This is a genomic window from Leptospira inadai serovar Lyme str. 10 (assembly GCF_000243675.2).
Classification (GTDB): Bacteria; Spirochaetota; Leptospiria; order Leptospirales; family Leptospiraceae; genus Leptospira_B; species Leptospira_B inadai.
In genome coordinates, this window is the sequence record NZ_AHMM02000026.1 from 1 (window position 1) to 1,380 (window position 1,380).

Genomic DNA, 1,380 nt, shown 5'->3' on the forward strand with positions numbered 1-1,380 from the left:
GCAAAAACGGATCGCCCTACTTGTACATACTGATATTTGCTAAGTACTCAGTAGAGTACTTAGCCTATTATGTGTATGTGCATGAAAGTATGACTAAGCAAGTCCTAATGCGGTTTTCTGACCGTGCATTTTTTCAGTAGTGCGCTTGCCAAAAATGTACACCTGCTTTTTGGCCGTTTTTAAGCCCTCGGCGATTGAGAGCGCAATACAACCTTTCGCAAATTCGCCTATAGCGCTTTGCAAAAGGTCTATAGGCGCCCTACGGGGTTCCCCCACTGGCTTTCGCCACCGCCCCACAGGGGCGGTTCAAACCCTCTGGGCTTATTAGCTCCGTCGGTAAGCCATAAAAGGCACATAGCCCACGCAGTCAAGGGCGAAGCCGACGGAGTCGGTGCTCCGCACCCTTGACTAGCGTTAGGGCTGAATGTGCCATGGCTTACTTACCGACGGGCTTAATTAGCTCCAGAGGTCGTGCTGTCGGCACGAGCCGACTAGGGGGATTTAAGGGGGGAAAATCCCCCCTTTCACGCACTAGCCTCCCTCTGGTCGGTGCGTTCATAGAAGATATAAGAGTAAAAACACTCAAAAATAGGTCTACATCAAGTGTTTTCAAGGCTTTACGCGATTTTAGGTTTTATCACCAGCTGTGATAACTAGTTTTATCACCAGCTATGATAAAACCCCTTGTATTCTATTATCATTTGTGATAAAAGTTTTATCATGAATGATAAATGTATTTATCACAGTATGATAAATAACAAGGGGGATATTTCAATGCCAGTAGTCGTATCAGAACCAAAGAATTTGAATGATGTGTCTTTTAAACAGCGAGCAATAGATTTAATTGCCAAAGAACAAGAAGAGCTGGAAGAATTAAAACGACAAAAGAAAAGCCCTTTCACAAGGTTTTATCAAGTAAACAAAGATAATTCAGAATATCTCAGAAGCTGTCTAAAAGAAAACCCAAAGGCTCTACAAGTGCTGTTTTTTATATTTGACCACATGGATAAATATAACGCTGTAGTATGTTCTTACAAGGTCTTTCAAGACGCTTTGGATATGGGGCAGGCAACTGTTGCAAGGTCAATTAAGTATCTCAAAGAACATGGATTTTTATATGTCTACAAAACAGGCTCCAGTAATGTCTATGTTGCCAATAAAGACCTTGTATGGAATTCTTGGGGGAACAATAGGGAATACTGCGAGTTTCCAGCCAATATAGTGTTGACTGCTTCGGAGCAAGAAGAACGCTCCAAAATCCAAGACAAACGCATTACAACGATAGAAGTTAAGGACTAACCCCTTAAATACCCTTAAAACGCAAAAAAACAGCCCTCAGAAGCCCTTTAATGTGTTTGTGCAAGAAAAAGTACCCTAAAG

At 42.2% G+C, this 1,380-nt stretch carries 1 protein-coding gene; it reads left to right on the top strand.

From position 1 onward, the window contains the following. The first annotated feature begins 774 nt into the window (after positions 1-774). The gene (locus LEP1GSC047_RS20685; RefSeq protein ID WP_001145698.1) at positions 775-1,299 is read left to right on the top strand and encodes a replication/maintenance protein RepL; all 525 of its coding nucleotides are present in this window, start codon (positions 775-777) and stop codon (positions 1,297-1,299) included. Positions 1,300-1,380: the final 81 nt, after the last annotated feature.